Annotated in this window: 28 protein-coding genes; 18 read left to right on the forward strand and 10 right to left on the reverse strand. The window is 31.6% G+C overall.

Features of this window, described 5'->3' with window-relative positions; all coding sequences use genetic code 11:
- Nucleotides 1-8 precede the first annotated feature (8 nt).
- Both Q0049_RS06585 and recA read right to left on the reverse strand, forming a co-directional pair.
- Nucleotides 9-416: a hypothetical protein gene (locus Q0049_RS06585; RefSeq protein ID WP_298117846.1), complete on the reverse strand. Its 408-nt coding sequence runs from the start codon at nucleotides 414-416 to the stop codon at nucleotides 9-11.
- Between the two features lie 87 nt (nucleotides 417-503).
- A complete protein-coding gene (gene recA / locus Q0049_RS06590; RefSeq protein WP_298117848.1) occupies nucleotides 504-1,508 on the reverse strand; it encodes a recombinase RecA in 1,005 nt (334 codons plus the stop codon).
- Between the two features lie 133 nt (nucleotides 1,509-1,641).
- Here recA and Q0049_RS06595 point away from each other — a divergent pair, with 133 nt between their 5' ends.
- From Q0049_RS06595 to Q0049_RS06605, 3 genes are all read left to right on the forward strand, one after another.
- Nucleotides 1,642-2,373, forward strand: coding sequence for a 1-acyl-sn-glycerol-3-phosphate acyltransferase (locus Q0049_RS06595; RefSeq protein ID WP_298117850.1), 732 nt, complete (start codon nucleotides 1,642-1,644; stop codon nucleotides 2,371-2,373).
- Between the two features lie 49 nt (nucleotides 2,374-2,422).
- Nucleotides 2,423-3,412: an acyl-ACP desaturase gene (locus Q0049_RS06600; protein ID WP_298117852.1), complete on the forward strand. Its 990-nt coding sequence runs from the start codon at nucleotides 2,423-2,425 to the stop codon at nucleotides 3,410-3,412.
- Nucleotides 3,413-3,496: 84 nt separating this feature from the next.
- Entirely contained in the window at nucleotides 3,497-4,153 is a 657-nt protein-coding gene (locus Q0049_RS06605; RefSeq protein ID WP_298117854.1) for an HD domain-containing protein, read from the forward strand.
- 31 nt (nucleotides 4,154-4,184) lie between these two features.
- Here the strand turns inward: Q0049_RS06605 and Q0049_RS06610 are convergent, their stop codons facing one another.
- From Q0049_RS06610 to Q0049_RS06645, 8 genes are all read right to left on the reverse strand, one after another.
- On the reverse strand, nucleotides 4,185-5,768 hold the full coding sequence (locus Q0049_RS06610) for a hypothetical protein (protein WP_298117856.1): 1,584 nt from the start codon (nucleotides 5,766-5,768) through the stop codon (nucleotides 4,185-4,187).
- 33 nt (nucleotides 5,769-5,801) lie between these two features.
- The gene (locus tag Q0049_RS06615; protein WP_298117858.1) at nucleotides 5,802-6,584 is read right to left on the reverse strand and encodes an enoyl-CoA hydratase-related protein; all 783 of its coding nucleotides are present in this window, start codon (nucleotides 6,582-6,584) and stop codon (nucleotides 5,802-5,804) included.
- A gap of 135 nt (nucleotides 6,585-6,719) precedes the next feature.
- Complete coding sequence (locus Q0049_RS06620; protein WP_298118784.1) at nucleotides 6,720-8,135, reverse strand: ATP-binding protein; 1,416 nt, start codon at nucleotides 8,133-8,135, stop codon at nucleotides 6,720-6,722.
- A 119-nt stretch (nucleotides 8,136-8,254) separates the two neighbouring features.
- Nucleotides 8,255-8,794, reverse strand: coding sequence for a CopD family protein (locus Q0049_RS06625; RefSeq protein ID WP_298117859.1), 540 nt, complete (start codon nucleotides 8,792-8,794; stop codon nucleotides 8,255-8,257).
- Nucleotides 8,795-9,469, reverse strand: coding sequence for a hypothetical protein (locus Q0049_RS06630; protein ID WP_298117861.1), 675 nt, complete (start codon nucleotides 9,467-9,469; stop codon nucleotides 8,795-8,797).
- Nucleotides 9,470-9,476: 7 nt separating this feature from the next.
- Complete coding sequence (hemH, locus tag Q0049_RS06635; protein ID WP_298117863.1) at nucleotides 9,477-10,493, reverse strand: ferrochelatase; 1,017 nt, start codon at nucleotides 10,491-10,493, stop codon at nucleotides 9,477-9,479.
- A 91-nt stretch (nucleotides 10,494-10,584) separates the two neighbouring features.
- Entirely contained in the window at nucleotides 10,585-11,103 is a 519-nt protein-coding gene (locus Q0049_RS06640) for a hypothetical protein (protein WP_298117864.1), read from the reverse strand.
- Nucleotides 11,103-11,975, reverse strand: a complete 873-nt coding sequence (locus Q0049_RS06645; protein WP_298117866.1) for a helix-turn-helix transcriptional regulator — start codon at nucleotides 11,973-11,975, stop codon at nucleotides 11,103-11,105. Before Q0049_RS06645 ends, Q0049_RS06640 begins: the two co-directional genes overlap by 1 nt.
- A 228-nt stretch (nucleotides 11,976-12,203) precedes the next feature.
- Between Q0049_RS06645 and hemA the strand changes: the two genes are divergently transcribed.
- The 15 genes from hemA (at nucleotide 12,204) to Q0049_RS06720 (ending at nucleotide 25,005) form a co-directional block, all read left to right on the forward strand.
- Complete coding sequence (gene hemA, locus Q0049_RS06650; RefSeq protein ID WP_298117868.1) at nucleotides 12,204-13,463, forward strand: glutamyl-tRNA reductase; 1,260 nt, start codon at nucleotides 12,204-12,206, stop codon at nucleotides 13,461-13,463.
- Between the two features lie 45 nt (nucleotides 13,464-13,508).
- The gene (gene hemC / locus Q0049_RS06655) at nucleotides 13,509-14,435 is read left to right on the forward strand and encodes a hydroxymethylbilane synthase (RefSeq protein WP_298117870.1); all 927 of its coding nucleotides are present in this window, start codon (nucleotides 13,509-13,511) and stop codon (nucleotides 14,433-14,435) included.
- Nucleotides 14,436-14,572: 137 nt separating this feature from the next.
- Entirely contained in the window at nucleotides 14,573-15,268 is a 696-nt protein-coding gene (locus tag Q0049_RS06660) for a uroporphyrinogen-III synthase (RefSeq protein ID WP_298117872.1), read from the forward strand.
- Nucleotides 15,269-15,318: 50 nt separating this feature from the next.
- A complete protein-coding gene (hemE, locus tag Q0049_RS06665) occupies nucleotides 15,319-16,344 on the forward strand; it encodes a uroporphyrinogen decarboxylase (RefSeq protein WP_298117874.1) in 1,026 nt (341 codons plus the stop codon).
- A gap of 4 nt (nucleotides 16,345-16,348) precedes the next feature.
- Complete coding sequence (locus Q0049_RS06670; RefSeq protein ID WP_298117876.1) at nucleotides 16,349-16,936, forward strand: GNAT family protein; 588 nt, start codon at nucleotides 16,349-16,351, stop codon at nucleotides 16,934-16,936.
- Nucleotides 16,881-17,831: an oxygen-dependent coproporphyrinogen oxidase gene (gene hemF, locus Q0049_RS06675; protein ID WP_298117878.1), complete on the forward strand. Its 951-nt coding sequence runs from the start codon at nucleotides 16,881-16,883 to the stop codon at nucleotides 17,829-17,831. Before Q0049_RS06670 ends, hemF begins: the two co-directional genes overlap by 56 nt.
- Nucleotides 17,832-17,887: 56 nt before the next feature.
- Nucleotides 17,888-18,898 carry a porphobilinogen synthase gene (hemB, locus tag Q0049_RS06680; RefSeq protein ID WP_298117880.1) on the forward strand — a complete coding sequence of 337 codons (1,011 nt, stop codon included), beginning with the start codon at nucleotides 17,888-17,890 and terminating at the stop codon, nucleotides 18,896-18,898.
- Between the two features lie 168 nt (nucleotides 18,899-19,066).
- Complete coding sequence (locus tag Q0049_RS06685) at nucleotides 19,067-19,438, forward strand: c-type cytochrome (RefSeq protein ID WP_298117883.1); 372 nt, start codon at nucleotides 19,067-19,069, stop codon at nucleotides 19,436-19,438.
- A gap of 33 nt (nucleotides 19,439-19,471) precedes the next feature.
- Nucleotides 19,472-19,972 carry a methylated-DNA--[protein]-cysteine S-methyltransferase gene (locus Q0049_RS06690; protein ID WP_298117885.1) on the forward strand — a complete coding sequence of 167 codons (501 nt, stop codon included), beginning with the start codon at nucleotides 19,472-19,474 and terminating at the stop codon, nucleotides 19,970-19,972.
- 65 nt (nucleotides 19,973-20,037) lie between these two features.
- Nucleotides 20,038-20,451 carry a hypothetical protein gene (locus tag Q0049_RS06695; RefSeq protein ID WP_298117887.1) on the forward strand — a complete coding sequence of 138 codons (414 nt, stop codon included), beginning with the start codon at nucleotides 20,038-20,040 and terminating at the stop codon, nucleotides 20,449-20,451.
- A 5-nt stretch (nucleotides 20,452-20,456) separates the two neighbouring features.
- Entirely contained in the window at nucleotides 20,457-21,170 is a 714-nt protein-coding gene (locus tag Q0049_RS06700; RefSeq protein ID WP_298117889.1) for a 3'-5' exonuclease, read from the forward strand.
- 64 nt (nucleotides 21,171-21,234) lie between these two features.
- Nucleotides 21,235-22,674 (forward strand): nucleoside recognition domain-containing protein, encoded by a 1,440-nt coding sequence (locus Q0049_RS06705; RefSeq protein WP_298117891.1) that lies wholly within the window; start codon nucleotides 21,235-21,237, stop codon nucleotides 22,672-22,674.
- Between the two features lie 12 nt (nucleotides 22,675-22,686).
- A complete protein-coding gene (locus tag Q0049_RS06710; RefSeq protein WP_298117893.1) occupies nucleotides 22,687-22,851 on the forward strand; it encodes a hypothetical protein in 165 nt (54 codons plus the stop codon).
- A gap of 32 nt (nucleotides 22,852-22,883) precedes the next feature.
- Nucleotides 22,884-23,204, forward strand: coding sequence for a hypothetical protein (locus Q0049_RS06715; protein WP_298117895.1), 321 nt, complete (start codon nucleotides 22,884-22,886; stop codon nucleotides 23,202-23,204).
- A gap of 199 nt (nucleotides 23,205-23,403) precedes the next feature.
- On the forward strand, nucleotides 23,404-25,005 hold the full coding sequence (locus tag Q0049_RS06720) for a fumarate hydratase (protein ID WP_298117897.1): 1,602 nt from the start codon (nucleotides 23,404-23,406) through the stop codon (nucleotides 25,003-25,005).
- The last annotated feature ends 12 nt before the right edge of the window (nucleotides 25,006-25,017 follow it).

Genomic DNA, 25,017 nt, shown 5'->3' on the forward strand with positions numbered 1-25,017 from the left:
TTAATTATTTATAAAACATCTACTTCATGAATTAAATATTGGTCAACGTTTTGTTCATTAACACCAAGCCAAAATTTAAAAATATAAGTTCCCGCAGATTCTGGCTTAAAGTATAATGGAATTTCAAATATTGATTCATTATCTGGCGCACAATTACTTTGGTTTAATTTAACAGCTTCAATAGCAACAAATCTTGTGTTTTGGTCATAAGAATAATAAATTTTATTAAAAATATGACAATCAGTTGGTCGCTTATAACGTATTTTAATTTCTGATATATTTCCAATACTATATTCAGTAGCCATTTCAACTGATTCAACAGGTAGCAAAACAAAATCTCTATCTTCTGCCTCACCTATATTACACGAGTTGAATAAAAAACTTAGTGTTAGGATAAAAACTATTCTTTTCATCATTATGTTTATTATATAATTAGATGCAAATTTTACTAAAAGGTTGCGTATAAATATAAAAAAAAATCCGCCGAAGCGGATAATTTATTTTTAAGCATTGTTTTCTTTAATCAAAGCTTTTATTTTTAGTTCTAATTCGTCTGCTAATTCTGGATTGTCTTTTATCAATGCTTTTACTGCATCACGACCTTGTCCTAGTTTCGTTTCACCATAACTGAACCATGAACCAGCTTTTTTAATTACTTCAAATTCTACTGCTAAATCAAGTATTTCACCTGTTTTAGAAACACCTTCTCCATACATAATATCGAATTCGGCAGTTTTAAATGGTGGTGCAACTTTGTTTTTAACCACTTTCACTTTAGTTCTATTTCCAATTACGTTTTCACCATCTTTAATTTGCGAAGAACGGCGAATGTCCAAACGAACAGAAGCATAAAATTTTAATGCATTTCCTCCAGTTGTAGTTTCAGGATTTCCAAACATTACACCAATTTTCTCTCTCAACTGATTGATGAAAAATACAGTACAATGTGTTTTGCTAATTGTTCCAGTCAATTTTCTCAATGCTTGTGACATTAAACGAGCGTGTAATCCCATTTTAGAATCACCCATTTCTCCTTCAATTTCACTTTTTGGAGTTAAAGCAGCAACCGAGTCAATAACCACAATATCAATAGCACCTGAACGGATTAAATTTTCTGCAATCTCTAAGGCTTGTTCACCATTATCTGGTTGAGAAATAATTAAATTTTCAATATCAACACCTAATTTTTCCGCATAATTTCTATCAAATGCGTGTTCTGCATCGATAAATGCTGCAATTCCACCAGCTTTTTGAGCTTCTGCAATAGCATGAAGTGTTAAAGTTGTTTTACCTGAAGATTCTGGACCATATATTTCTATAATTCTTCCTTTTGGATATCCGTTTACGCCTAAAGCTAAATCTAAACCTAACGATCCTGAAGAAATAGTTTCTACTTCTTCAACGGCTTTATCGCCCATTTTCATTACGGTTCCTTTTCCGTAGGTTTTGTCTAATTTATCTAGCGTAAGTTGTAACGCTTTTAATTTTGCATCTTTTTCTGAACTCATTTTTTCTATATTTTTGGCTTTTAAGTTGTAAAAATAAATAAAAAAACCTTGTAAAAGAAGTTTATAGAAATGAGTTTTAAACAATTCCATCCAAAATATATTTATTACTTTAGCCAATAATTTTTTTTCAACTATGGAAAAGCTAATTTCTTATCCAATTTCGGTAATTTATTATTTGTGTTTTGGATTGTGTTTGGTAATTTTTCATCCAATTCAATGGATATGTTTCAATGTATTTGGATACCAAGCGCACAAAAAAAGCGTAGATTATCTTAATTTTTGTCTTGTAAAATGCACCAATTTGCTTGGAACTTGGTTTCAATTTAGAAACATTAATAAAATCCCTAAAGGTGTTCCCATAATTTTTGTGGCTAACCATCAAAGTATGTATGATATTATAGGGATGATTTGGTATTTAAGAAAATTTCATGCAAAATTTGTAAGCAAAAAAGAGTTGGGAAAAGGAATTCCAAGTGTTTCCTATAATTTGAGACATGGAGGTTCTGTATTAATTGATAGAAAAGATCCTAAACAAGCTATTCCTACTATTAAAGGTTTGTCAGAATATATTGAAACGCACAAACGATCGGCAGTAATTTTTCCTGAAGGAACTAGAAGTAAAGACGGAAAACCAAAAGAATTCGCACAAAGTGGATTGAAAATATTATGTAAATATGCGCCTTCTGCCTATGTTGTCCCAATTTCTATAAATAATTCATGGAAAATGGTTAAATTTGGTGCTTTCCCAATGGGTTTAGGAAATCGATTAGAATTTATCATTCACGAACCAATGGCGGTAAAAGATTTTTCATTTGAAGAATTAATGGAAAAAACAGAAAAAGCGGTTGTTCAATCGTTAAAATAATAATCAGATTTTATTTTGTCTCAAATCTAAAGTCTACAATATAAATAAAATGTCAATAAAAAACATGCGTCTAGAAGTGATGCAATTTCTAGAAAATAAGGTTGATGATTTCGTTGATCAGTTTTTAATTCCAGTTGAAAAAATATGGCAACCTTCTGATTTTTTACCAGATTCTCAAAGCGACAATTTCTTTGAAGAAGTAAAAGAATTGCAAGAAATTGCTAAAGATTTACCTTATGATTTTTGGGTAGCCATGGTAGGCGATACGATTACTGAGGAAGCGCTTCCAACCTACGAATCATGGTTGATGGAAGTAGAAGGTGTTGATAACGAAGGTAGAAATGGTTGGTCAAAATGGGTTCGTCAATGGACTGGTGAAGAAAATCGTCACGGAGATTTATTAAATAAATATCTTTATTTATCAGGAAGAGTGAACATGCGTGAAGTTGAAATTACTACGCAACATCTAATAAATGATGGTTTTGATATTGGTACTGGAAAAGATCCATATAAGAACTTTGTTTATACTAGTTTTCAAGAATTAGCAACTTATGTTTCTCACAACAGAGTTTCTCAAATTGCAAAAGATTTTGGTGATAAAAAACTTTCAAAAGCTTGCAAAATGATTGCTGGTGATGAAATGCGTCATCATCATGCTTATTCAGAATTTATCAATCAAATTTTTAAAGTTGATCCTTCCGAAATGATGTTAGCGTTTCAATACATGATGAAACAAAAAATCACAATGCCAGCTCATTTCTTGAGAGAATCAGGACAATCTATAAGTACCGCTTTTAATCAATTTTCTGATTCAGCACAAAAATTGGGAGTTTACACAGCTAACGATTATGTAGAGATTATGCAGAAATTATTAGACAAATGGCGCATAGATAAAATTACAGGATTAACAGATGAAGCAGAGAAAGCAAGAGATTATTTAATGAAGTTACCAGCAAGAATGGCTAAAATTTCTGAAAGATTGACTTTACCTGATGAAACTTACATTTTTAAATGGGTACAACCGGCTTTAGTGAAATAGATAGAAAATAGATAAAAAAACATAGAAAACAGATGTTGTCTTGAGACTTTCGAGGCAACATTTTTAATATAAAATAATACAAAAGTGAGTTTAATAGATAACACGATTTTATTTGTAAAGCAAAAACTCGAAAATGCTGAAGCTGGTCACGATTGGTTTCATATAGAAAGAGTTTACAAAAATGCTTTGTTAATTGCTCAAGATGAAGTTTGTGATATTCAAATCGTGAAACTTGGAGCACTTCTTCATGATATTGCTGATAGTAAATTCTATCCCGACGCTTCGGGAGGTGACGAAACCGTTGGTCCTAAAGTGGCTCGTGAATTTTTAGAATCGCAAAAAGTACAAGAAGAAATTATTATTCACGTTATAAATATTATCGAAAATATTTCTTTCAAAGGTGGAAATTTTGAAAAGAAATTTAACTCAATTGAATTAGAAATTGTTCAAGATGCCGATAGATTAGATGCTATTGGTGCTATTGGAATTGCAAGAACATTCAATTATGGTGGATATAAAAACAGACAATTATATAATCCTGAAATTGCTCCTAAACTTAATATGAGCAAGGAAGAGTATAAAAAAAGTGAAGCACCAACAATCAATCATTTTTACGAAAAATTGTTGTTGCTAAAAGATAAAATGAATACCAAAAAAGGTAAAATTTTAGCGCAAGAAAGACATAAATTTATGGAATTATTCTTGGCTCAATTTTATGCTGAATGGGATGGTGAAAAATAAAAAGAGAACCAAATTGGTTCTCTTTTTTGCTTTATAAAGTAACTTTTAAAAGTTGTTTTTTCTTTCCTTTTCTACCAATAAAAATCACAGAATTTCCTGTAATTGCACCATCAGAAACCATAAATGGAACATCGTTGTCTTTATCGTCTAAAATTTCTTGATAATCAAAATCTCCATTAGGATTGATTTTTATAACATTTAAATTTGATTTTTTTGTACTTGTTTGTCCAAATTGAATTCTATCGTTTTTTAATTTTTTTACTTTCTCACCTGTATTAATAAAGAAATAAGTATCATTTCCTTTTAAAGTTGAAGTGTAAGAAATGTAAGAGTCATCACCTGATGTTGATTGTCTTTTGTTAATGTTTCTTGCCCAAGCAATATCACCACTAGTGTTGATTTTTGCACTAACAATATCATCATAGTGATAAATAGTTCTTGTATAACCACCACCGTTCATTCCGTTAGAAACATATTGTGTTGTTATATAAAATTCCTCAGCATTAAAAACAATTTCGTTAGTTGGAGTTATTAATATTTTTTTAAAAGATAAAAATTTCAATTCTTTATCCTTTTCTTTTCCATATTTGTCAATGATAAATTGCTCTGTAAAAGGATTAAATTTTGATTTTTTAATTGCTAAACTTTGAGGATCTAATTCAAAATAACTTATTCCTTTAAATCGACTATCTTTTCTATCTGAATAAAAACCAATGCAAGTAACTCGATCTTCAAATATTATTGTTTTTAAAGAACTTGAAAAGTGCTCTTCTGTATCGAAAACTTGAGTTTTTTCGCTATCTTTTGTAATTCTTGTTAATTCGAATTGATATTTTCCACCTTCTTTTTTATTTTTCTTCTCGTCAGTATAAACTTTACCTAATATATATAATGTAGTACCATCTTTAGAAACATCGATGTTTTCGTATCTGAACTTTTTGTCTTTTATATCTCTTTTAAAAGTGTGATCTATTTTTTTATTAAGTGATTTGTCAAATAAAAATAACTTGTGTGTTTCTGCGGATTTATCTTTTATATCTAATGTAATTGCAAAGGCACTTCTATCTTCATTAACAATCATGTTTGCGCCTGCATCTCCATCATAGTTTCTTGCTCCACTTCCAATTCCCATAAAACTAATTATTGGACTTCTTTGAATTTCTTCTGAGCTTACTCTAAACAATTCTTGAGAAGTAAAATTAAAATCATTTATATTAGATGACAATGCATTGCAAATGAATGCTTTATTTGATTTATCATACACATATTCTATTAATCTAATATTTTTATCATCAAGAATTACGCCTAGAATATCTCCATAAGTTTTAGTTTTATCAGATTTTTTTTGTCTCATTTCATATTCATATTCTTTAATGAGTTTCATATTTGAATCGTAATGCTCAAAATAATATCCTGAACCCGATGAAAAAACACCACCTTGATAAGAACGAACAATTAAAATTCCGCCACTTCCATCGTCTTCAACAAGTATAATACTCGAGAATTTATATTCATCTTTAAAAACTTCACTTTTTACAACCGTAGTTGGAATTTCTTGAGCATTTGTAGAAAATGATAACAATGCAAAACATGCAGATAATAGGATTTTTTTCATTAAAAATTAATTAGAGTTGTGAGATATTGTGTTTTAGTTTCCTTTAAATTCAGCTTTTCTTTTTTCTAAAAAAGCGGTTGTTCCTTCTTTAAAATCTTCTGTTCCGAAGCATTTTCCAAAGTTTTTAATTTCGGTTTTATAACCATCAACTCCGTCTTTGAAATTAGCATTTATTGCTTTTATTGCAAATCCAATAGCTACAGGAGAATTACGCATAATTTTAGAAGCAATTCCTTTTGCAAATTCAATTAATTCTGCTTGAGGAACCACATGATTTACTAATCCATAGGTTTTTGCAGTTTCGGCATCAATCATTCCTGCGGTCATTACTAATTCCATAGCACGACCTTTTCCTACTAGTTGAGGTAATCTTTGTGTTCCACCATAACCTGGAATTACACCTAGTGAAACTTCTGGTAAACCCATTTTTGCATTGTCTGAAGCTACTCTAAAATGACATGCCATTGCTAATTCTAATCCGCCACCAAGTGCAAATCCGTTGACAGCAGCAATAACAGGAGTTTTTAAATTTTCTACAAAATCGAATAACAATTCTTGTCCTTGTTGTGCTAATTGCGCTCCTTCTTCTACAGAAAAATTAGCAAATTCAGAAATATCTGCGCCAGCAACAAATGCTTTTTCACCTTCTCCAGTTACAATAATAACTTTGGTAGCAGCATCAGCATCTAATGTTTCAAAAGCATTGTGCAATTCTTGAATGGTTGCCACATTTAACGCATTTAATTTTGACGGACGATTAATGGTAATTTGACCAATTCCGTTTTCAGTAGTAATAAGTAGGTTTTCGAAGTTCATAGTTTTGGTTTTTTAGAAGCACTTCGACAAGCTCAGTGTGACATTGTCTAAATAATTGGCTTTTCGTTATTAATTAAGATAAAGTTATATTTATGTCATTGTCAGTCTGAGCTTGTCGAAGACCTTTTTTAAAATTTATTTTTCAATTATTGGAAGCGAAACCTTAAACGTTGTTCCTTTTCCATATTCGGTTTCAAATGTAATAGTTCCTTTGTAATTTTCTATAATGTTTTTGATAATTCCTAAACCTAATCCCATTCCACTGGTTTTTGTGGTGAATTTTGGTTCGAAAATATGCTCAATGTATTCTAATTCAATACCAATTCCGTTGTCTTTTACAGTAATATTTACGTTGTTTTCCTCTCGTTTTACGGCAACCAAAATTGATTTTTCGGTTTGCTCTTCTGGAATGGCTTGAATAGCATTTTTAACCAAATTAGTTATAATTCTAATCAATTGCGTTCGATCCATTATCGTGATAATTTCTTCTTCATCACTTTCAAATGTGATGTATTCCTCATTGAAAATATCTAATGAAAATTCAACCACTTCAACCACATTTAGTGTTTCATTTTGTTGCGCTGGCATCGAAGCAAAATTTGAAAAAGCCGAAGCAACCGAAGTCATCGTATCAATTTGCTGAATCAATGTTTTGGTATAATCGTTCAGTTTTTGTTTCAAATCAGGATCTTCTGGATTGAATTTTCTTTCAAAACTTTGAACTGTCAATCGCATTGGAGTTAGTGGATTTTTAATTTCGTGAGCTACTTGTTTTGCCATTTCGCGCCAAGCTTGTTCTCGTTCGCTTTGTGCTAGCATGGTGGCACTTTCTTCTAATTTGTCAACCATGGCATTGTATGCTTTTATCAACGAATTAATCTCACGACTGTTCGCTTCAATTACGATTTTTTCGTTCTTTTGATTTAAACTCGTTTCGTTGATTTTATCGGAAATGGTTTTTAACGATTGCGTAATGTAGGATGCTAAAAAGTAAGCCAAGGCAAAAGCAATAATCAACATGAAAAAATACACTTGACTCAATCGAATTAAGAATTCTTGAATTTCATTTTCATAAAAACTATCGTCGTCAACATAAGGTAAATTCAGAATTCCTAGTGGTTTGAACTTATCATCTTTAATTTGAGTGTAAGAAGAACGATTTTTAATTCCATCCACACTTTTAATATCGACATATCTTTTTTCGATAGAAGATTGCACTAATTTAATAATGTATTTTTGAATTGGAGGCGAAATACTATCTACAGAAAAAGAAGCTTTAGAGGATTTTAAAAGATTTCCGTTCAAACTGTAAATGTTGATTTCAACATTATGAATATCTGAAAGTTCGTGAATTTTATCTTTAAAAATTAAAGGCAGATTTTTTTCCGTTAACGGATAAGTGGTGTTAGATAAAATATAATTAATATGCTCTTTTACAGCATCTTCTTTACGTTCTAGACGTTCTTGATGGTAGTTTCGAGCTTCATTTTTAAACTGAATAACCGAAATCGAAGCCATCAAAATGGAAGCAATCAAAATCAATACAATCATCGATAGGAATATCCTAATTCGAAGTGATAGCATTGAAAATTTGAAGTTTTTAAACATAGTATTCAGTTCTCAGTTTTAGTTTCAGTCTCAGCTATAAACTGAATACTGAACACTGCCAACTATTTCCTTTCTCTTATTCTTTTATAAAATTTGAATCCAAGCATAATTAAAATCGAGAACACAAAAATTCCAATTACACCATAAATCCAATTGAAAGCATTTTTTAAAATTACTAAAAAAACTACAGCAAATAAAATAATTGTGGCACCTTCATTCCAAAGGCGCATAAAATTAGAAGAATAGTTGAATTTGTCGTTTTGCAATTGCTTATAAATTTGATGACATTTTAGATGATACAAAAACAAGGCCAAAACAAATCCGAGTTTTACGTGCATCCAAGGCATTTGTAACCAAGCAGTCATCAAAATTAGTAACCAAATCGCAAAAAATGTTGCTAAAACCGCACTTGGCCAAGTAATAATATACCAAAGACGATACGTCATTATTTTGTATTGGTTCAATAAAATTTCTCTTTCTGGAGAAGGTTTTTCATTGGCTTCAATTTGATAAACAAACAAACGAACAATATAAAATAATCCTGCAAACCAAGTGATTACAAAAATTAAGTGAAGTGATTTTATATAGTTGTAGAGTTCCATTTATTGATCAATTTTGTTAATATCAGGAAAACAATCCAATGTAAATTTTGCAATTTTGTTTTGCAATTTTATTGAGCTGTTTTTTATCATTTCAGCTGCCATTTTTTTTCTAATTAGATTAGGTTTATTAAAATCATCAGTTTCATAGAATCCGCTGTAAGATATAATATCGGTCCAATTTGAATATCTAGTTTTACTCGTGTCAGAATCTAAGAAATTAAATAATTCTTCGGGAAATTTTTCAGCATATTTTCTTGCTGGAACTCCTGGATATTCGGCTAAAGCGCCATCGGATATTTCAATTGTTTTATCTAAAATCCATCGATAATAAGATCTCAGATTTTTATCATTTGTAGAGGATAATGCCAAAAGATTTTTGGTTAAATTGTCATCTGTTGGTCGGTATTTTCCATAATAAAATGCAATTGCCAAGGAGTCACAATTTTTGTTTTCAATGTAAAATTTTACTGGTTTTCCATCAATAGAATCGACTTCAATATTATGTGTTAAATTAAATCCTGCTTGATAACTATTAATAACTGAAGTTTCCTTTTCAGTGTTCTTTAGTGTTATTGAATCGAAAGTTTTACTTTCTAATTTTTTACTATCAGAATCTGTTTTCTTAGAACAAGAAAAAAGAATAAAACTTAAAAGAATTAAAAAGTAAATTTTCATACTGTTTCTATTTTTTCTTGAAATCCTCAATCCAATTCGCTACAACTCCACACCATTCATCATCATCATTCATACATGGAACTGCCATAAACTCTTCACCACCATGATGTAAAAATTGTTCGTTGGCTTCCATGGCAATTTCTTCCAAAGTTTCTAAGCAATCAGCAACGAATGCTGGAGTTACAACAGCTAATTTTTTAATTCCTTGTTCAGGCATTTTGTTGATTTCTACATCGGTATATGGCGTTAGCCATTTGTCACCTGCTAATCGAGATTGGAATGTTTGGCTGTATTTACCTTCCGGAATTCCTAATAATTTTACCACTTGTCTTGTCGTTTCATAACATTGATGACGATAGCAAAATTCATGTGCTGGCGAAGGTGTGCTACAACATGAACCATCAATAGCACAATGTGATTTGGTTACATCGGTTTTACGAATATGACGCTTTGGAATTCCGTGATATGAAAACAATAAATGGTCATAATCGAATCCTTCAAGATGTTTTTTCATCGAGTTGGCTAATGCCTGAATATAATCGGGTTTGTTATAAAATGCCGGAACATTAGTAAAAGTCATTTCTGGAAAAAACTTCTGACGTAATTCTTCTGCCAAAACTACAATTGTAGTTGTCGAAGCCATTGCATGTTGCGGATATAAAGGCATTAACATTACCTCCGTAACACCTTTGTCTTTCAATTCTTGCAAACCTTTTTGAATGGTCATTGTTCCATAACGCATTGCTAATGCCACAGGAACATCAACTAATTTCTGAACTTTTTGGTGCATTTTTTTAGAAAGCACAATTAAAGGAGAACCTTCACTGGTCCAAATTCTAGCATAAGCTTCTGCCGATTTTTTTGGTCGTGTTTGTAAAATGATACCTCTAACTAATAAGGCACGTAATAAAAACGGAACGTCAATTACATATTTATCCATTAAAAATTCATCTAAATACGGCTTAACGTCTTTAGCAGTTGGACTTTCAGGAGAACCTAAGTTTACAAGTAATACACCTTTCATAGTAAAATTTTATTTTTTTGTAAAAGTAAATTATTCTTACTTTTTACATTTATGTTTATGTTTTTTTTATCGATTGTTTGATATACGAAATTTATTTACATTGATATTTATTGAATATTTTTTCTAATTCTAAATTTGCGATTCCGCCACTTTTTTGAATTTTTTTCTTTTCGTTATCTTCACCTATTAAATAATACATTTCACATCCAAAGCAGATTTTTAAAACACCAACGATTTTATTAGATTTTTTCAAAATTAAAATATTTCTATAATCTGGCGAACATGCAGTTGTATATGTTTCAGTGAAAGTTTCGTCGTTGAATAATTCTTTGAATGAATTTGTATCAGATTTAGAAACTTTTTTAACTATGAATTTTGTAGAATTCAATTCAGAATAAAATAGTGAGTCTTCAAGTTTTTGAGGAAAATCACTTTCTATTATTTTAATGTAATTTGTATCAGATTTTTCATTCAGTCTATTATGAAATTTGGAATAATAATTTTTATTAGCCGAATAATATTCAATTGAGTCAAAGTTTGAAAAAAATGGTTCCTTTTTACATGAAGTAAAACATAAAATAACAGCGAATAATACAAGGATTTTTCTCATTAAGTATTCGGATTTATCGACATCAAATATTTCTTAGGCGTAGTTGCAAATTTTTTCTTGAACGCAGCAATGAAATGACTTCCGGTGCTGTAACCAATTTTCAATCCAACTTCATTTACATTATACGAACCAGAATCTAATAATTGTCGGGCATAATCCATTTTGTAATCAAATAGAAATCCGTAAACCGTATCGCCATAAATTTGTTTGAAACCCATTTTTAGTCTTTTCAAACTCAATCCAACTTGTTCAGCTAATTCCTCTAAACCTGGTGGTTCTGCCATATTTTGAATGATAATTTCTTTGGCTTTTTTGATTTTCAATACATTTTCTTCATCTATCAAAAACGGACATTGTTCTGCATTTGGATCTTCCGAACGATTGAAATACAAACTCAACAATTCGTATCCTTTACCTTTATAGTAGAGATTTTTAATCGACGGATTCAAGTTATAATGGAACAACTGACTTAATACAATTGCCATCGACGGACTTATATCAGTTTCTTTATAATATTTTTTATCTTTATTTTCTTCACTCAAAAAAGGAATATGTTCAGCTTCTGTAGAAAACAAGCCGTGAAATTTTTGAATGGATATAATTACTGAAATTACCCATGAATTTGGTGCGATTTCTAAATTCAATGGCAATTCTTTTTGCGGATTGTAAAACAAAAGTGCTTTTTCCTCTCTTAAATCTAAAGCATAATTTCCGTCATTAAAGACAAATTTTGCTTTTCCTTTGATTCCAAAATGAAACTGGATAAGACCTTGATTGACATGTCTTTTCACGTAAAAATTATCATTTCCATCGTTTTGAAAACGAATTAAGGTAAAATCATTTTCAATTTTTATTTCTTCTTGTGAACCCATAGCGACATTTTTTCGTATATGATTTTAGAATCATGCCTTTTTCTTATTTAGAATTAATCTACATAAGTAATTCGAAAAGACTTGATTTCATTGCAAATTTATAATAAATAACGCTATAAAGTCAAATAAGGTTTAAAAATTCGCACAGCGATACAAAAAGTACTTTGAGCGTTACTTTTATAAATAGTATAGTAATAATTTTGTAGAACTTTTAGGTAAAGTACAAATATGGAAAATTTTAACATGTCGAAACACGCCACTTTTTACGCATTAGGACTTAGCTACAAAAAAGCCGATGCAGCAATAAGAGGAAAATTCAGTTTAGATGCTCAAGCCAAAGCAACTTTACTCATACAAGCCGAAGCAGAAGGAATTGATTCTTTAATCGTTACTTCTACCTGCAATCGAACTGAAATTTATGGTTTTGCACAACATCCATATCAATTAATCAAGCTTTTATGTGCTAATAGTCAAGGTTCTGTAGAAGAATTCCAAGAAGTCGCATATATTTATAAAAATCAAGAAGCAATCAATCACATGTTTCGTGTTGGAACAGGTTTAGACAGTCAAATTCTTGGTGATTTTGAAATTATTAGTCAATTAAAAACCGCTTTCAACGAAAGTAAGTCTAACGGAATGGTAAATTCATTTCTAGAAAGATTAGTTAATTCGGTTATTCAAGCGAGCAAAAAAATTAAAACACAAACCGAGATTTCTTCTGGTGCAACTTCAGTTTCTTTTGCATCAGTTCAATATATTTTCAAAAACGTTGATGATATTTCTAATAAAAATATTTTACTATTCGGAACAGGAAAAATAGGAAGAAATACTTGTGAAAATCTAGTAAAACATACTAAACACGAGCAAATTACTTTAATAAATCGTACTAAAGATAAAGCAGAAAAATTAGCTCAAAAATTAAATGTTGTCGTAAAAGATTATGCCGATTTACAATTGGAATTACAAAAAGCAGATGTGGTTGTAGTGGCAACAGGTGCTCAAAATCCTACAGTTGATAAAGCTATTTTAAATCTTAAAAAACCTTTATTGATTTTAGATTTATCAATTCCTAAGAATGTAAACGAAAATGTAAAAGATATTGAAGGCGTTACTTTAATTCATATGGATCATTTGTCGCAAATGACTGATGAAACTTTAGAAAATAGAAAACTACACATTCCTCAAGCAGAAGCAATTATAGAGGAAATCAAAGAAGAATTTATAGCTTGGACCAAAAACAGAAAATTTGCTCCAACTATTCATGCTCTAAAAGAAAAATTAAATTCTATCAAAGACGGCGAGTTGAATTTTCAACGTAAAAAATTAGCTAATTTTGACGAAGAACAAGCTGAATTAATTAGTAATAGAATCATTCAAAAAATAACGAATCATTTTGTAAACCATTTAAAAGATGGTGACTCAATGGAAGAAGGAATTGAATGGATTGAAAAAGTCTTTCAACTAGAACAAGAGAAAATATTTAATTAAAACTTTTCGTCTCTGCGTTTTTGCGAGAAATTAATCAACAATAAAGTGTCTGAAAAAACAATACGTATAGGAACTCGTGATAGTGAATTAGCACTTTGGCAAGCTCACACGGTTCAAAAACAACTCAACGATTTAGGTTATAAAACCGAAATTATTGCTGTAAAATCGCAAGGCGACATTATTCTTGATAAACCGCTTTACGAACTAGGAATCACCGGAATTTTCACAAAAACATTAGATATTGCCATGATAAATGGTCAAGTAGATATTGCGGTGCATTCCATGAAAGACGTTCCAACGGCACTTCCAATTGGTATTGTGCAAGCAGCAGTTTTGGAAAGAGCCAACATTTTAGACATTTTAGTTCATAAAGGAAACACTGATTTTCTTGAAACTGATGCTACAATTGCAACAGGAAGTTTGCGTCGTCAAGCACAATGGTGGAATAAATATCCAAATCACAAAGTGGTCGATTTACGAGGAAATGTGAATACCAGAATGCAAAAACTCAATGAAAATGATTGGAGTGGAGCTGTTTTTGCAGCAGCAGGTTTAGAAAGAATCAATTTAAAACCAGAGAATTACATCAATTTAGATTGGATGATTCCAGCGCCAGCACAAGGAGCGATGGTTGTGGTTGCTATGGCTGAAGATGAATTTTCTTTAGACGCACTTTCGCAACTAAATCATATCGAAACCGAAATTTGTACTTATATAGAAAGACAATTTCTAAAAACACTCGAAGGCGGATGTACTGCACCAATTGGAGCTATTGCAACCTATAATGAAAAAGAAGACACTATAAATTTTAAAGGAGTTTTGCTATCTATCGACGGAAAACAAAAACTAGAAATAGAAAAAAATGTAGATATTTCTGAATGGAAAAAATTGGGTTTCAATGCGGCACAAGAAATTTTAAACAATGGCGGAACACAATTAATGGCAGAAATTAAGAAACAATTGAAGAAATAGGAGAGAAAGGTTTGGGCATTTTAAGCAATCCTTTTTCCTGCTTTCATCCCAAAATCCCGATAAAAATCGGGAGTTTTTCCTTTCAATCAGGGCTAAATTGTAAATGAAGTACACAAGCGAATCGGTTACAAACAATAATGACAAAACAAATCAACATATTATCTACCAAAAAGCTTTTACCAAATCAAAAGCAAGATTTACTTAACGCCAATATTCATCTAATTGAAGAAGATTTCATTGAAACTAAAATTAAGAATTTTGAACTTACAAAAGTTGATGACAATCTAATTTTTACAAGTCAAAATGCCGTTCAAAGCGTTTTACAACATCCAAATTGTGAGGAATTTATACCGAAACTTCGAGAGAAAAATGTTTTTTCTGTTGGAATGAAAACCAAAGATTTATTGACAGAAAACGGATTTAATGTTATTGCTTACACAGGTTATGCAGCTGATTTGGCAGAAATTATTTCGTTAATTTATGGAAAGGAAAGTTATACCTTTTTTAGTGGAAATTTGCGCAGAGATGTTTTGCCAAAAACCTTAAAAGAAAACGGAATCACATTCAATGAAATCGAAGTTTATGAAACCAACATGACTTCAAAAAAAATAACAAGTAAATTAGACGGAATACTGTTTTTCAGTCCATCAGCAGTTGAAAGCTATTTGAAATTGAACACTATAAATGAAGAAGTGTGTTTCTGTATCGGAGAAACCACAGCAGAAGCATTAGTCCCGAAGCTTCGGGATAAAAAAGTAAAAAACATCATAATTGCAGACAAACCATCAATTGAAAATGTGATTGATGAAGTTATAGAATATTTTATTAACTAATAATTCTTTCAAGGTTTCAAACCCTGAAAGGGTTAAACATCATAATAAAAATGATTAAAAACGACCTATTTTTAAGAGCATTAAACAATGAAACCGTAGAACGTCCTCCAGTTTGGATGATGCGTCAAGCCGGAAGATATTTACCAGAATTCAGAGCTTTACGCGACAAATACGATTTTTTCACACGTTGCGAAACTCCAGAATTAGCAGCAGAAATCACTGTGCAACCAATACGAATTGTAAAACCAGATGCGGCTATTTTATTTTCAGATATTTTGGTAGTTCCAAGAGCTATGGGAATTCATGTAGAATTGAAAGACAATTTGGGACCAATTATCCCAAATCCAATTCGCACCATGGAACAAGTAAATCAAGTAATTGTTCCAGATGTAAATGAAACTTTAGGCTATGTTTTTGATGCCATCAAATTAACCAAAGAAATGTTGAACGATGAGGTTCCGCTTATTGGTTTTGCAGGTTCGCCTTGGACGATTTTTTGCTATTGCGTAGAAGGAAAAGGCTCAAAAAGTTTTGATACAGCGAAAGGTTTTTGCTTTTCAAATCCAGTTGCTGCACATACATTATTACAAAAAATCACCGATACAACGATTCTATATCTAAAAGAAAAAGTAAAATCAGGAGTAAACGCAGTTCAAATTTTCGATTCTTGGGGCGGAATGTTATCGCCAGTTGATTATGAAGAATTCTCTTGGAAATACATCAACCAAATCGTAGAAGCTTTAGCAGAGGACACGAAAGTTATTGTTTTCGGAAAAGGTTGTTGGTTTGCATTAAATGAAATGGCTAAAAGTAAAGCATCGGCACTTGGTGTAGATTGGACGTGTTCTGCAAGAAACGCTCGTTATTTAACAGGCGGAAAAATCACATTACAAGGAAATTTTGATCCATCACGATTATTGTCTCCAATTCCAACCATCAAAAAAATGGTTCATGAAATGATTGACGAATTCGGAAAAGATAATTATATAGTAAATTTAGGTCATGGAATTTTACCAAACATTCCAGTAGATCACGCGAAGGCTTTTGTGGAAGCTGTGAAAGAATATAATTCATAAATTTATGGAATTCAACAATTGGAAACTCGATAAAATTGAAAACATTCACTTTGAAGAATTTTTCAATTTAATTGAAAACAACAGAAATCATATTATAAAAACATTTCCTGTAACCGTTTCTAATTGTGTAGATTTAAAAACAACAGAAGAATTTATTACAAAAAACCTTCAAGTAGAAAATGAAAAAACAGGTTTCTATTTTTATGTTAGAGATATAATAACCAATAAATTAATAGGATATATTGGTATTAAAAAAATAGATTATCACATTTCAAAATGCGAATTATTCTATTTTATTGATAAAGATTTTGAAGGCAAAGGAATTATTTCAAAAGCAGTTTCAGAAGTAATTGATTTTTGTTTCCAAGAATTAAATATGAACAAGATCTTTATTTGTACCTCGAAAATTAATTTTGGAAGTCAGCAAATTGCTTTAAAAAACGGATTTGTTCACGAAGGAACTTTGCGACAAGAATTTAAAAACTTTGAAGGAATTTTAGAAGACATTAATTATTACGGATTATTGAAATCAGATTATGAAAGACAAATTCTACCAATACATAATTCAACTCCAAAACCAAATCACTTCTAAACTAGAAGAAGTTGATGGTGTTGCCAAATTCCGTGAAGACATTTGGGAACGACCAGAAGGTGGCGGTGGAAGAACACGAGTTATAGAAAACGGAAACGTAATCGAAAAAGGTGGTGTAAACATTTCGGCTGTGCACGGTAAATTACCAGATTCCATGCAGAAATTGTTCAACGTTGGTGAAGCCGATTTCTTTGCTTGCGGATTGAGTTTGGTCATTCATCCCAAAAATCCAATGGCTCCAACCGTTCATGCAAATTGGCGTTATTTTGAAATGTATGATACTTCGACAGAGCCCAGCACAGGTTCACGGAAAGTAATAAATTCGTGGTTTGGTGGCGGACAGGATTTAACACCGTATTATTTATTTGAAGAAGATGCCATTCACTTTCATCAAACCTGTAAAACAGCTTGTGATAAGCATAATTTGGAATTTTATCCAAAGTTCAAAAAACAATGTGACAACTATTTTTGGAACGCTCACAGAAATGAAGCTCGCGGACTTGGCGGATTATTTTTCGATTATTGCAAAGCAACCGATGACTCGAGCGATAGCGAACAGGCGAAGCACATGAAAATGGAAGATTGGTATAATTTTGTAACTGAAGTCGGCAACAGTTTTTTAGAAGCTTATGTTCCAATTTTAGAAAAAAGAAAAAATTTAGCTTATACACCAGAACAAAGAACTTGGCAAGAAATCCGTCGTGGTCGTTACGTAGAATTCAATTTGGTACACGATAAAGGCACACTTTTCGGACTAAAAACTAACGGAAGAATTGAATCCATTTTAATGTCATTACCACCACATGTACAATGGGTTTACGATCATCATCCCGAAGTTGGAAGTGAAGAAGAAAAATTAATTAAAGTACTAGAAAATCCTATTGATTGGGTTTAAGCGCAAAGTAAAACAACTTTAAACCTTAAACTTTTAAACAATTTAAACAACATATTATGTTCCCATTACAAAGAGCCAGAAGATTACGCGTTAACGAATCCATCCGAAGTTTAGTCAGAGAAACCACACTTTCTCCTAGTGATTTCATGTTCCCAATGTTCATCGCAGAAGGCGAAAATTATAAAGTTGAAATTCCTTCAATGCCGGGAATTTTTCGTCGTTCGATTGATTTAACGGTTGAAGAAGTAAAAGAACTTTTCGCTTTAGGAATTCGTGCCGTAAACATCTACGTAAAAGTTGACGAAAGTCTAAAAGACAACACCGGAAAAGAAGCTTGGAATCCTGACGGATTAATGCAAAGAGCCATCAAAGCAATCAAATCGACTTGTCCAGAAATGATTGTTATGCCAGATGTAGCCTTAGATCCATATTCAATCTACGGACACGACGGAATCATCGAAAATGGTGATATTGCTAACGATGCAACTAACGATGCTTTGGTAAAAATGGCAGTTTCTCATGCTCAAGCTGGAGCCGATTTTGTTGCACCAAGCGACATGATGGACGGACGCGTTTTGCGTTTACGCCAAGGGTTAGATGCTGCAGGTTTTCATAATGTTGGAATTATGAGTTATTCTGCAAAATATGCATCGGCATTTTACGGACCATTTCGCGATGCTTTAGATAGTGCTCCAAAGGAAGCAGATGTCGATGCTGAGCCTGTCGAAGTACCAAAAGACAAAAAAACCTACCAAATGGATTACGCTAACCGAATCGAAGCCATAAAAGAAGCATTAATGGACGTAGAAGAAGGCGCAGATATGGTCATGGTAAAACCAGGAATTGCTTATCTAGATATTGTTCGCGAAGTCAAAAATGCGGTGAATGTTCCAGTTACCGTTTTTCATGTTTCAGGAGAATATGCCATGATAAAAGCAGCTTCTGAAAGAGGTTGGCTCGATCACGACAAGATTATGATGGAACAATTAATGTGTATCAAAAGAGCAGGTGCAAGTTTAATTTCGACTTATTTTGCTAAAGAAGCAGCAATTATTTTAAATAGATAATGTCATGGGCGCTGTTGAAGGAAGGAGCGAATGGCTTGGGATTTATCAGTAATTGTAATTCCTGCTCTCGTCAGTCGCTTTGCCTTTTTTGACAAAAAGACAAGAGCTTCAACAATGACGAGATCAGGGCTAAAAAGTAAATTAATTGAATAAATGTAATTAGTAAAAATGAAAAATAAGATACTACTTCTTCTAATTTTTGTGTTCGTATCTTGTAAAAACGAACCAAATAAACCACAAGAAGAAAACCAAGTTGCACAAGTTCCAACAATAGAAAATGGACTCGTTTTATTTCAAGAAAATAACTGTGCCGCTTGTCATCAAACCGATCAAAAAGTTATCGGACCAAGTTTGCAAGAAATTGCAACAATTTATAAAAAAGAAAAAGGAGATATAGTGGCATTTCTAAAACAAGAAGCTGAACCTATTGTGGATCCAGCTATGTATGAATCCATGAAAATTAACCTTCAAGTAACTAAAATGATGACCGATGAAGAATTACAATCGCTAGAATTGTATTTATTAAGTCATTCAAAATAATACACAATTAAGTAAAAGTTGTATTTTTATCAAATGCAAACTGCCTTCATAAATTCACCACTCGGAATCACCAAAATTGTTGGCGATGAAAACGGAATTTCTATAATTAGCTGCGCCAGTTCGAGCATTGCTCTCGGGTCAGTTTTATCAGAAGGTCAAATTTCTGAAACAATTCCAAACGAACTTAAAGAAGCAGTATCGCAACTTCAAGAATATTTTGAAGGAAAACGAACCGATTTCACGTTTAAGTTAAATCCAAAAGGTACCGATTTTCAACAAAAAGTATGGCAGGAATTACTCAATATTCCTTTTGGAAAAACCATATCTTATCTCGATTTATCAAAAAAACTTGGTGATGTAAAAGCCATTCGAGCTGTAGCATCAGCTAACGGTAAAAATCCACTTTGGATTGTGGTTCCATGCCATAGAGTTATTGGAACAGATGGTTCACTTACAGGTTACGCTGGTGGTTTATGGCGAAAAAAATGGCTTATTGAACACGAAACACCCAGCAATCAACAAAGTTTGTTTTAGTTTTTAGTTATTTTTTAAAAATAATTATAAGTTTATATTATATTCGTTTAATTAAAATTTATTTTATGAATAAAATATGGCTTCACATAGTTTTCTTTTTATCATTTGGGTATTCTCAATGTCAAGAAATTAATTCAACTCAAACCGAACCTGTCTATGCTACTTTAGAGCAAATTGCAAAAAAATGGTTTGTAATTGACTATAAAACTACTGCCGAACAAACACCTGAATTAAAGAAAAAAATAAAAAGGATTTTAAAGTCAAGGTATCTTTTTAGTAAAAATGGTTTATTTAGTGATGGTACAGCTATTGAAGAAGAATATGGTACATGGAAGTTCTCAAATGAAAATAAATCAATTATTACCATTCAAAATGATTTGAAAATCACTTGGGATATTTTAAAAATTACTGAAAGTGAACTTGTTCTGAGAAGAGAAGCATACAATACAACTATATATTTTAGTTCAAACAGAGATTAAAAAAAATGATAGAAAAAATAAAACTAGACAACATCCTATTTCTTGATATAGAAACTGTTCCATTAGAAGAAAATTTCAATTCACTTGATGACGAAATGAAACAACTTTGGGAACAAAAAACACAATACCAACGCAAAGAAGAATTCTCAGCCGAAGAGTTTTATGACAGAGCAGGAATTTGGGCAGAGTTTGGTAAAATAATCTGTATTTCTGTGGGTTATTTTGTAACAAAGGGAGACATTCGAAACTTTAGAGTAACTTCCCTTTTTGGAGAAGAAAAGAAAATTTTATTAGATTTCAATAATTTGCTAAATAATCATTTTGATGGTTCACAAAACATTCTTTGCGGACATAATGCTAAAGAATTCGATTTTCCATTTATAGCTCGACGCATGATTATCAACCAAGTTACCATTCCGAATAAGCTCAATTTGTTCGGAAAAAAGCCATGGGAAATTCAACATTTAGATACTTTAGAATTATGGAAATTTGGTGATTACAAACATTTTACTTCCTTAAAATTACTGACCAAAATTCTCGGAATACCTTCTCCAAAAGGCGACATCGACGGAAGTCAAGTAGGTCATGTTTTTTATGTAGAAAAAGATATTGATAGAATTGTAACCTATTGCGAAAAAGATGTTATTGCTGTTGCGCAAGTTTTCCTTCGCTTCAGAAAAGAAGATTTACTAATTGATGATGAAATAATCCACGTTTAATATTGATATTGCAATTGATTTTCGACATTGCAATTGAATAAGTATATTTACAAAAAAACAAATTATGGTATTAAGTAGATTTTGGTTAGTAATCTTTATTTCGTCAATTATTTTTGTTGTTTTCAGTTTGTTTTCAGGAAATAGCTATACTATTGATTATGTTTTGAACGGCAAGAAAGATGACAAAATATTAATTTCCGAGAAATATTTAAAAGACATTCCAGTTTTTATTAAAGACAGTATTCAAAAATCTGATGACAAAACGTATGTTGTAAATAGAGATACTTTAAATGCTGATAGTACTTATGTTTACAACAATCAAACGGTTAAAGTTTACAGTGGAGTTCAAAAATCAGATGGATTATTGCCAACTTGTAAAAGCACTTTGCTCGATTTGATTTTACCACTTATGGCTTATTTGGCTTTCTTCTGTGGTTTGATGGAACTTTTAATTATATCTGGCGCATCACAAAAATTGGCAAAGATATTAAGCCCAGTTTTTGTAAAAGTTTTTCCGAGTATTCCAAAAAATCATCCTTCAATTTCTTATATGACTTTAAATTTTGCAGCCAATTTTCTAGGATTAGATTCTGCTGCAACACCATTTGGATTAAAAGCCATGGAGAGTTTACAAGAAATAAATCCAGAAAAAGACAAAGCAAGTGATGCACAAATCATGTTCATGTGTTTACACGCTTCTGGACTTACGTTAATTGCAACTTCAATTATTGGATATCGTGCTGCTGCTGGTGCTGCAAATCCTGCAGATGTCATGTTGCCATGTATCATTACCTCATTTATAGGAACCATTGCTGCGTTTTTAATTGTAGGAATTAAACAAAAAATCAACTTCAAAAGTGCGTCTTTGGTTGCAGGATTAATGGGATTGATAGGTGCAATTATTGGTTTATTGATGTATGTAAATCATTTGGATTTAATAGGTAAAAATTATTTTACTTCAAATCTTTCCGCTTTGATTTTGGTTGTAATTATTGTTTTCACATTAATATTATCATTTGTAAAAGAAAAGAAATTTACCGAAGCAAATACCACTGTTTACGAAGCATTTGTGGTTGGAGCAAATAATGGCGTTAAAACTGGAGTCACTATTTTTCCTTATGTTTTAGGAATGTTAGTTGCTATTTCGTTGTTTAGAAATAGTGGTTTATTTGAAATTATTAGCAACTGGATTGCTTTTGTTTTTTCAAATTTGGGTGTGGCGAAAGAAATTACTGACGCTTTACCTGTTGCATTGCTTCGTCCATTTAGTTCTGCTGGTTCACGCGGATTTCTAATTGATTCGATGAACACATTTGGTGCCGATTCAATGACAGCAAGATTGAGTTCTATTTTTCAATGTAGTGCCGAAAGTACGTTCTATGTTATTGCAGTTTATTTTGGATCTGTTAATATAAAAAACACCCGATATGCTTTAGGAACAATGCTTTTAGTAGATGTAATTTGTGTGATTACTGCAATTTTTGTGGCTAGTTGGTTTTTTTAAAATAGCATCATCATGTATGATTTCTTCCATATAATTTGTCATTTTGTGGGTAATGTTTTAATTTGGATAATTAATTTAGGAACAAAATCATTTGATGAAGTTATTCAAAAAGATAATTCTTTGATAGGTTTAGTATTTATAGCAATTGTTTCTTTAGTGCTTTATTCTAAAATATAATTTTATTAATAACATTTTTAATTTTTGTAGCATTGAAGAATTTCATTAATAATAATTTACTTTTATTAGGTGGCTTTTTAATACTATTCATTTCCAGTATGACTATTTGGGGAAACTTAGTTGACTATGACATACATAAAAACGGATTTGAAATTACTTTAAATGTTATTGAAGCTCCAAAAAATTGTAATAATATATCATCACGAAGAGGATTTTGTAAATTAGAATATAACGGAAAAATTTATGTTGAAAGAGCAGGAAATAAATTTTGTCATTTAGTTTCGGGAAAAAGTAAAGGAAAAAATGTTGACAAACAAGAATTATTCGGATTTAATTTTTCCAGGAGAATTTAACAGTTTTGAATTTGCATCAGGATTTATATTATTAATATTCGCTTTATTCTTAATTATTAAAAATTTACTTTCTAATAAGAAATATTAAAAGATCTTATTGGATTTGAAGGCATAATGTTAAAACTTCAATAAACAAACCTACAAGGTTTTGGAAACCTTGCAGGTTATCCTTAACTTTACACTTCAAAAATATTTCACAATGGACTTTATATATCAAGATCCGTATCCGATTTTAAAAGACGATACACAATACAAAAAACTTACTTCAGACTACGTAAAAGTAGAGCAATTTGGCGATAGAGAAATTCTAACCGTCGATCCAAAAGCGTTAGAATTGATGGCGCAAGAAGCCATGAACGATGTTTCATTTATGTTGCGAACAGCGCATTTGCAAAAGTTAAACAATATTTTAAACGATCCAGAAGCTACCGATAACGATCGATTTGTAGCTTATAATTTGTTACAAAATGCATCAGTGGCTGTTGAAGGTCAGTTGCCATCTTGTCAAGATACTGGAACAGCAATTGTAATGGCAAAAAAAGGCGAAAGTGTTTTTACAGGAGTTGATGATGCCGAATGGTTGTCAAAAGGTATTTTCAACACGTTTCAAAACAAGAATCTTCGTTACTCGCAAATTGTTCCGATTTCGATGTTTGAAGAAAAAAATTCAGGTTCAAATTTGCCTGCTCAAATTGATATTTATGCCAAAAAAGGTGCTTCATACGAGTTTTTATTTTTAACAAAAGGTGGTGGTTCTGCAAACAAAACATTTTTATATCAAAAGACAAAATCGTTGTTGAATGAAAAATCAATGGAAGAGTTTGTTCGCGAAAAAATTAAAGATTTAGGAACTTCTGCTTGTCCGCCATACCATTTAGCTTTGGTGATTGGTGGAACTTCTGCTGAAGCAAATTTAGCAGCTGTGAAAAAAGCGTCTGCAGGATATTTTGATAATCTTCCAACAACAGGGAATATGTCAGGTCAAGCTTTTCGTGATTTAGAATGGGAACAAAAAGTATTGCAATATTGCCAAGAAAGTGCTATTGGAGCACAATTTGGAGGTAAATATTTTGCGCATGATGTTCGTGTAATTCGTTTGCCACGTCATGCTGCTTCTTGTCCAGTTGGATTAGGAGTTTCGTGTTCTGCCGACAGAAATATTAAAGGAAAGATTACTAAAGATGGAGTTTTCTTAGAGCAATTAGAGGTAAATCCGCAACAATTTTTACCAGCAGTTCCGCCACATTTGGAAGCTGCAGTTGAGGTAGATTTGAATCGTCCGATGGTAGAAATTTTAGCTGAATTATCTAAATATCCAATTAAAACACGTTTGAAATTAAACGGAACTTTAATCGTTGCTAGAGATATTGCTCATGCAAAAATTAAAGAACTTTTAGATTCAGGTAAACCAATGCCAGATTATTTTAAAAATCATCCAGTATATTATGCTGGACCAGCAAAAACTCCAGACGGAATGCCTTCAGGAAGTTTTGGACCAACAACAGCAGGAAGAATGGATGTTTATGTAGAAGAGTTCCAGAAAGCTGGCGGAAGTATGATTATGCTTGCTAAAGGAAATAGAACCAAAGAAGTTATGGAAGCTTGTAAAACGTATGGTGGTTTCTATTTAGGTTCCATTGGTGGACCAGCTGCGATTTTAGCCCAAGATAATATTTTGAAAGTTGAGGTTGTAGATTTCGAGGAACTCGGAATGGAAGCCGTGAGAAAAATTACAGTTAAAGATTTTCCAGCTTTTATTATTACTGATGATAAAGGAAATGATTTCTTTGCTAACTTATAAAAACAACTAGCA

Origin of the sequence: Flavobacterium sp. (assembly GCF_027484205.1) — a bacterium.
GTDB lineage: Bacteria > Bacteroidota > Bacteroidia > Flavobacteriales > Flavobacteriaceae > Flavobacterium.

What these genes read in the sequence shown, in the direction of transcription:
- Q0049_RS06585 (WP_298117846.1), bottom strand. Translation starts at nt 416, where the DNA reads ATGATGAAAAGAATAGTTTTTATCCTAACACTAAGTTTTTTATTCAAC.
- recA (WP_298117848.1), bottom strand. Translation starts at nt 1,508, where the DNA reads ATGAGTTCAGAAAAAGATGCAAAATTAAAAGCGTTACAACTTACGCTA.
- Q0049_RS06595 (WP_298117850.1), top strand. Translation starts at nt 1,642, where the DNA reads ATGGAAAAGCTAATTTCTTATCCAATTTCGGTAATTTATTATTTGTGT.
- Q0049_RS06600 (WP_298117852.1), top strand. Translation starts at nt 2,423, where the DNA reads ATGTCAATAAAAAACATGCGTCTAGAAGTGATGCAATTTCTAGAAAAT.
- Q0049_RS06610 (WP_298117856.1), bottom strand. Translation starts at nt 5,768, where the DNA reads ATGAAAAAAATCCTATTATCTGCATGTTTTGCATTGTTATCATTTTCT.
- Q0049_RS06615 (WP_298117858.1), bottom strand. Translation starts at nt 6,584, where the DNA reads ATGAACTTCGAAAACCTACTTATTACTACTGAAAACGGAATTGGTCAA.
- Q0049_RS06620 (WP_298118784.1), bottom strand. Translation starts at nt 8,135, where the DNA reads ATGATTGTATTGATTTTGATTGCTTCCATTTTGATGGCTTCGATTTCG.
- Q0049_RS06625 (WP_298117859.1), bottom strand. Translation starts at nt 8,794, where the DNA reads ATGGAACTCTACAACTATATAAAATCACTTCACTTAATTTTTGTAATC.
- Q0049_RS06630 (WP_298117861.1), bottom strand. Translation starts at nt 9,469, where the DNA reads ATGAAAATTTACTTTTTAATTCTTTTAAGTTTTATTCTTTTTTCTTGT.
- hemH (WP_298117863.1), bottom strand. Translation starts at nt 10,493, where the DNA reads ATGAAAGGTGTATTACTTGTAAACTTAGGTTCTCCTGAAAGTCCAACT.
- Q0049_RS06640 (WP_298117864.1), bottom strand. Translation starts at nt 11,103, where the DNA reads ATGAGAAAAATCCTTGTATTATTCGCTGTTATTTTATGTTTTACTTCA.
- Q0049_RS06645 (WP_298117866.1), bottom strand. Translation starts at nt 11,975, where the DNA reads ATGGGTTCACAAGAAGAAATAAAAATTGAAAATGATTTTACCTTAATT.
- hemA (WP_298117868.1), top strand. Translation starts at nt 12,204, where the DNA reads ATGGAAAATTTTAACATGTCGAAACACGCCACTTTTTACGCATTAGGA.
- Q0049_RS06660 (WP_298117872.1), top strand. Translation starts at nt 14,573, where the DNA reads ATGACAAAACAAATCAACATATTATCTACCAAAAAGCTTTTACCAAAT.
- hemE (WP_298117874.1), top strand. Translation starts at nt 15,319, where the DNA reads ATGATTAAAAACGACCTATTTTTAAGAGCATTAAACAATGAAACCGTA.
- Q0049_RS06670 (WP_298117876.1), top strand. Translation starts at nt 16,349, where the DNA reads ATGGAATTCAACAATTGGAAACTCGATAAAATTGAAAACATTCACTTT.
- hemF (WP_298117878.1), top strand. Translation starts at nt 16,881, where the DNA reads ATGAAAGACAAATTCTACCAATACATAATTCAACTCCAAAACCAAATC.
- hemB (WP_298117880.1), top strand. Translation starts at nt 17,888, where the DNA reads ATGTTCCCATTACAAAGAGCCAGAAGATTACGCGTTAACGAATCCATC.
- Q0049_RS06685 (WP_298117883.1), top strand. Translation starts at nt 19,067, where the DNA reads ATGAAAAATAAGATACTACTTCTTCTAATTTTTGTGTTCGTATCTTGT.
- Q0049_RS06690 (WP_298117885.1), top strand. Translation starts at nt 19,472, where the DNA reads ATGCAAACTGCCTTCATAAATTCACCACTCGGAATCACCAAAATTGTT.
- Q0049_RS06695 (WP_298117887.1), top strand. Translation starts at nt 20,038, where the DNA reads ATGAATAAAATATGGCTTCACATAGTTTTCTTTTTATCATTTGGGTAT.
- Q0049_RS06700 (WP_298117889.1), top strand. Translation starts at nt 20,457, where the DNA reads ATGATAGAAAAAATAAAACTAGACAACATCCTATTTCTTGATATAGAA.
- Q0049_RS06705 (WP_298117891.1), top strand. Translation starts at nt 21,235, where the DNA reads ATGGTATTAAGTAGATTTTGGTTAGTAATCTTTATTTCGTCAATTATT.
- Q0049_RS06710 (WP_298117893.1), top strand. Translation starts at nt 22,687, where the DNA reads ATGTATGATTTCTTCCATATAATTTGTCATTTTGTGGGTAATGTTTTA.
- Q0049_RS06720 (WP_298117897.1), top strand. Translation starts at nt 23,404, where the DNA reads ATGGACTTTATATATCAAGATCCGTATCCGATTTTAAAAGACGATACA.